This is a genomic window from Polynucleobacter sp. 39-46-10, from assembly GCF_002282275.1.
Genome location: NZ_NCJB01000172.1, coordinates 1 through 4924, shown reverse-complemented (window position 1 = coordinate 4924; position 4924 = coordinate 1). Strand labels below are relative to the sequence as shown.

Sequence of the window (4924 nt, the reverse complement as noted above, 5' to 3'; positions counted from 1 at the left end):
GGAGAATGCTAGGCAGAGCACCCCAGCCCAACCAGGCACCCAGCGCTGCTAAGAGTTTGGCATCACCCATACCAATTCCATTTCGGTTTTTCAGAAGACGATAGCCAGCATTTAAAGCCCAAAGTGAGGTATATCCTAGAAGTGCTCCGATTAATGCCGAGCTTACGGTAGTCAGACGAAGGTCTGAGATTAAGTTAAAAGTAATACCTAAAAAAATTAAGGGAAAGGTAATGGCATTCGGGAGGCAAAAGGTGCGCCAATCGATATAGGCCAAGTAAAGTAAAGCCAGTACTAGTAGGGATTTGACTATCCAGATGCTTACCATGGGATCCACTAAATAATTTGCCCTAAATTAAAGATGGGTAGATACAGGATTATGACCAGACTGCCAATAATGGCGCCAACAAAAAGAATGAGCGCTGGTTCTAAGCTTTGGCTGAGTGCATTGAGTTGGCTACTCAGCTGAGCTCCTAATGAAGTGGCACGCTTATTAAGCATCTCGGCTAATGCGCCACTTTCAGCTCCGATATGAAGTAGTAGCAATGTCTCTAGATCTAGAAGTCGTGATTTAGGGTCTGCTCTTTTGAGCGATTCTCCTAATGGCCAGCCACGAGTGAGGTGTTTAAATATCTCGGCGCTAAAGTCATGGCTCACCCAATGATTTGAAGATTGTGCGGTGACTCTCAGAGCATCTGGAAGTGCTAAACCAGTTTCCAGCAAATGCCCTAGGGTTCGACACCAATGACTGAGTGTTGCGAGCCTAAATAGATTACCAAAAAATGGCGTGCGTAATAAGAGAGCATCACAATATTTTTGGAGAGTGCTTGATTTGAGCCAGGAGTAGATAAAGCCTGCGGTTATTACGAGCGCGTTGAGTAATATTTCCAGAAAGTAATTTTGGATCTCTGTGGAAATAGAAATCAGAATTTTGGTTGGTGCCGGTAGCTCAGCCTGAAAGTTCGCAAAGACCTCTTTAAATACAGGTACAACCCAAATCATCATCACTAGCACCAATAGGAAGGAGGTAGCAAGGGTAATTACAGGATAAGTCAGTGATTGCTGAACTTTTCTTCTCAGCTCAATCTGGGCTTCTAGTTGCTGTGAAATTGTCCTGAGTGCCAAGCTGAGATCACCTGTTCTCTCGCTGACTCTGATGAGATTAAAAAACTCTGGAGAAAATTTGCCATCTTGTGCACTTAAGCAAAAAGAAAAGCTATTGCCCTTCTGAAGTAGGGCGCGGATATTCTCTAACCAAATTTTCCAAGATGCGGGTGCAGACTGAATCAATAGCTGTATGGCATTGAGTAAGGGAAGGCCGGCCTGAAGAAGAGCGAGCATCTGTTGTGCAAAATGCAGTTGTTCAGATTGGCTGAGTTTTCTAGTTAAAAGTTTTTGCATTAATGCCAAGACCCAAGCTCCGCATCTAGGGATGCCTGATCTACTATGCCAGACTTCAGTAGTTGCGTACCCGCTGAGTAGATGTCCAGAACTTGGGCTGATGCAAATAATTGTTCACTTCCCAAAACTTCATGAACGCCAATGCGGCCGAAATAGCCCGATCCTTTGCATAGATTGCAGGGCGTTTTGCTTTGCATTGAATTGCACTCATTGCAGCGTTTTCGAATTAACCTTTGAGAGCTGACGCAACGAAGACAGGATTCAATAGACTCTTGATCTATGCCTAGGCTTTTGAGTCTTGCTAAAGCACCAGTAGCATTGCGCGTATGTAGCGTGCTTAAAACTAAATGACCTGTTTGGGCTGCCTGGATGGCAAGTTGCGCGCTGGCCGAATCACGTATTTCACCAATCATGATGACATCCGGATCTTGGCGTAGAAGGGCGCGAATAATGCTTGGAAAGTCTAAGCCCGCTTTTGGGTGGTAGGCCACCTGATTTACTCCTGGAAGCCGAATTTCAATAGGATCTTCAACAGAGCAAATATTGCGTTGCACTTGATTCAATGCGCTCAAGCAGCTATATAAAGTACGTGTCTTGCCACTCCCTGTGGGGCCTGTTACCAGAATCAATCCATTGGTTTGACTAATAGCACCTCGGACTATTTCAAGTTGCTTGGGCAGTAAGCCAAGTTGATCTAGTGCTAACTCCTCTAGACAACTAGGTAAGATGCGAACAACAGCTTTTTCACCATGTAGGGTCGGAAGAATCGATACCCGGCAATCAATATTCGGATAGCTAAAGTCATGGCCAATGAGGAGGCGTCCATCTTGAGGTAAACGCTTTTCTGCGATATCTAGACGCGACAAGATTTTGATCCGCGTGATTAATCTCTCATGCAAATCAATAGGGTATTGGTTTTGTAGAGTGAGACGACCATCTATTCTCGAGCGTATGATGGTTTCTTGAGATCTCGCCTCAATATGAATATCCGTTGCCCGATTATTTAATGCATTAACAGCAATGTCATGCCAGGTCCGAATAATGTGGGAGTCATGCAGTAGCTCGCTCAATCTTGGGTCGGTTGGATGAGTGGTTGGTATAGCTTTACTGTTTTTACTCCATGCTCATCAAACTGAACAATTTCCATTACTACGCCAGCAATCCGAATACTGACATCGTAGTCCGGAATTGCTTCAAGCTTTTCTAAAATGAGACCATTTAAAGTACGCGGTCCGTCAAGCGGCAACTCTAGTTTTAGAAGACGATTCAAATCTCGCAATGATGCCCCACCGCTAGCAAGATAAGTGCCATCGGCTAACCAATGAGGATCATTAGAAAGATTTGAGAATGAAGTGGTGAACTCACCAATAAGCTCTTCAACTATGTCTTCAAAAGTGACGAGGCCAAGCACTTCACCATATTCGTTTACAACCAAACTCAAGCGCTGTTGATTGTCCTGAAAAAATTGCATCTGTTGAAGAACGGGCGTCCCGCTGGGGATGAAATAAGGCTCATTTAGTAATGACCTGAAGTCTTCATGGTGAAGCTCTGAATTACCTAGTAACGAGAGTGCTTTTTTAACCGAGAGAATGCCAACGATGCGCTCAGAGTCGCCATCACAAACTGGAAGCTTGTTGTGATAACAAGTTTCTAATTGCTCAATCACCTCATCAATCGGTCTTGAGAGATCTAATATCTCAATCTTAGATCGGGGCGTCATCACATCATCAACCAAGATATTTTCAAGGTTAAAAAGATTGAGCAAGATATTGCGATGGTGAGCTGAAACAAAACGATTGGATTCGAGTACTAGGCTACGTAACTCTTCTTTACTCATTACTCGATTTTCATTCGAAGCTTGAAGGCCAAAAACCTTCATCAAGCCAGACACAAAGCTATTGATAAACCAGAGCAAGGGTTTAAGTATGAAAGTGAGGGGCAGAATAAACCAGCCAACATTACTGGCAATTTTCTCTGGGAAGGCTGCGCCAATAACTTTTGGGGTGATTTCACTAAAAATAATGATAAGTAGTGCAACGACTAATGTAGCTATCGACAGCACTAGGCCGCTATCACCAAAAATATGTAGAGCAATGCCGGTCACTAAGATTGGCAGGATGGTATTGATGAGATTGTTGGAAATCAACAGCACTGATAGCAGAGAATCAATACGCTTTAATAATCTTTCAGCAAGAGCTGCTCCAGCATTGCCACTGTTGGCCATGGCGCGTAGGCGATGGCGATTGGAAGAGAGCATGCTAGTTTCGGCCATGGAAAATAAGCCAGAGAGGGTAAGCAGGAAGATGACTAATGCGACTTGACCAATAAAAGGCCAATCATCAAAAAAAGTGTCCATCAGTGATGTCCGCAAAGAATAAGGAATATCCAATATAGCAAAGTGCTACTTCACTAGCTACAGCCTTATTGGAATCCTGCGTGAATTTTTACCTCAATGTGTGTCAGAATCTTCAGCATGGCCATCTCTACATCAGCCGATTATTGCGTGATATCTGCCCCTTTTGGGTGCCTGGGTGTGCAAACAGAGTTGGTAGACGGTAGTTTGATGATCTCCAAAATTGATTATCTGCCTCCAGGTACTGCGCTCATTTCCCCGAAAAATGCTTTGGCTAAGTCATTTTCAAAACAATGCGCACACTATTTCAAGCATGCCTCCTCAGTGTTTGACGTTCCCCTAAAACCTACGGGAACACCACATCAGCAAAAGGTGTGGAATGCGACACTAGGTATTGGAGTGGGAAAGACTAGCACTTATGGTGAGATTGCCAAAAAGATTAAAAGTGGACCTCGTGCCGTCGGGACTGCTTGCGGTGCTAATCCCTATCCTTTGGTCACTCCGTGTCATAGAGTAGTTTCTGCCAAAGGTCTTGGAGGTTTTATGAAAGAAGATGCTCCAGGTTTTTATCGCCAGATCAAAATTTGGCTTTTAAAGCATGAGGGTGTGCTCTAAGGTTTCTTTGCAGACAGTTTCCTGAGTTGGCTAGATGCTACAAAAAAGAATGCTTTCATCAAGAAGGTATTACTAGCGGCAAGCTTGGTAAATGCATAAAAAATCCAAACGGAATTTCTAGACAACTTGACTTCCGATTTGTTGCTAAATTCTTTTCTGTTAGCAATTTTTTCAAGCGTCATGACTGCAAGACCGAAAGCAAGAAAGCAGAAGCGTCTGATACCAACTTCATTTTCTGGAATCAGGAGAATATAGCTCATGGAGTCTTGCAGTTTTTTGTAAGCAATATTCAGTAGCGCTGTTTGACTCATGCCTACTGGTTTCCAAGAAACGCCACGTGCACGATCTTCTGGTGAGTCCTTCAAAATATTGGTCATTTGTAAAGCTTGACCAAAGGCGATAGCCAATTGCTCATGCCCTTCGATCTGCTTACTAAATCCGGAAGAGTAGTTGCTAAAAATGGTTGTCAGTAGCTCTCCTACGACACCAGCCACTACATAGCAATACTCCTCAAATTCTGCGAGATCTTTTAGTCCTTCTTGCGTTTGCCTTCCATGG

Annotated in this window: 6 protein-coding genes; 1 reads left to right on the top strand and 5 read right to left on the bottom strand. The window is 43.7% G+C overall.

Features of this window, described 5'->3' with window-relative positions; translation table 11 throughout:
- From B7X71_RS11755 to B7X71_RS11740, 4 genes are all read right to left on the bottom strand, one after another.
- A partial coding sequence (locus B7X71_RS11755; protein WP_293600822.1) for an A24 family peptidase occupies window positions 1-325 on the bottom strand: 325 nt, incomplete at its 3' end.
- An 8-nt stretch (window positions 326-333) separates the two neighbouring features.
- The gene (locus B7X71_RS11750; RefSeq protein ID WP_293600821.1) at window positions 334-1398 is read right to left on the bottom strand and encodes a type II secretion system F family protein; all 1065 of its coding nucleotides are present in this window, start codon (window positions 1396-1398) and stop codon (window positions 334-336) included.
- Complete coding sequence (locus B7X71_RS11745) at window positions 1398-2468, bottom strand: GspE/PulE family protein (RefSeq protein ID WP_293600820.1); 1071 nt, start codon at window positions 2466-2468, stop codon at window positions 1398-1400. The genes B7X71_RS11750 and B7X71_RS11745 overlap by 1 nt, the downstream gene beginning before the upstream one ends.
- Window positions 2465-3754 carry a CNNM domain-containing protein gene (locus B7X71_RS11740; RefSeq protein ID WP_293600819.1) on the bottom strand — a complete coding sequence of 430 codons (1290 nt, stop codon included), beginning with the start codon at window positions 3752-3754 and terminating at the stop codon, window positions 2465-2467. Before B7X71_RS11740 ends, B7X71_RS11745 begins: the two co-directional genes overlap by 4 nt.
- A gap of 117 nt (window positions 3755-3871) precedes the next feature.
- Between B7X71_RS11740 and B7X71_RS11735 the strand changes: the two genes are divergently transcribed.
- A complete protein-coding gene (locus B7X71_RS11735) occupies window positions 3872-4366 on the top strand; it encodes a methylated-DNA--[protein]-cysteine S-methyltransferase (RefSeq protein WP_293599156.1) in 495 nt (164 codons plus the stop codon).
- Here B7X71_RS11735 and B7X71_RS11730 read toward each other — a convergent pair.
- On the bottom strand, window positions 4363-4924 hold a 562-nt coding region (locus tag B7X71_RS11730), incomplete at its 5' end, for a squalene/phytoene synthase family protein (protein WP_293600818.1). The genes B7X71_RS11735 and B7X71_RS11730 overlap by 4 nt on opposite strands.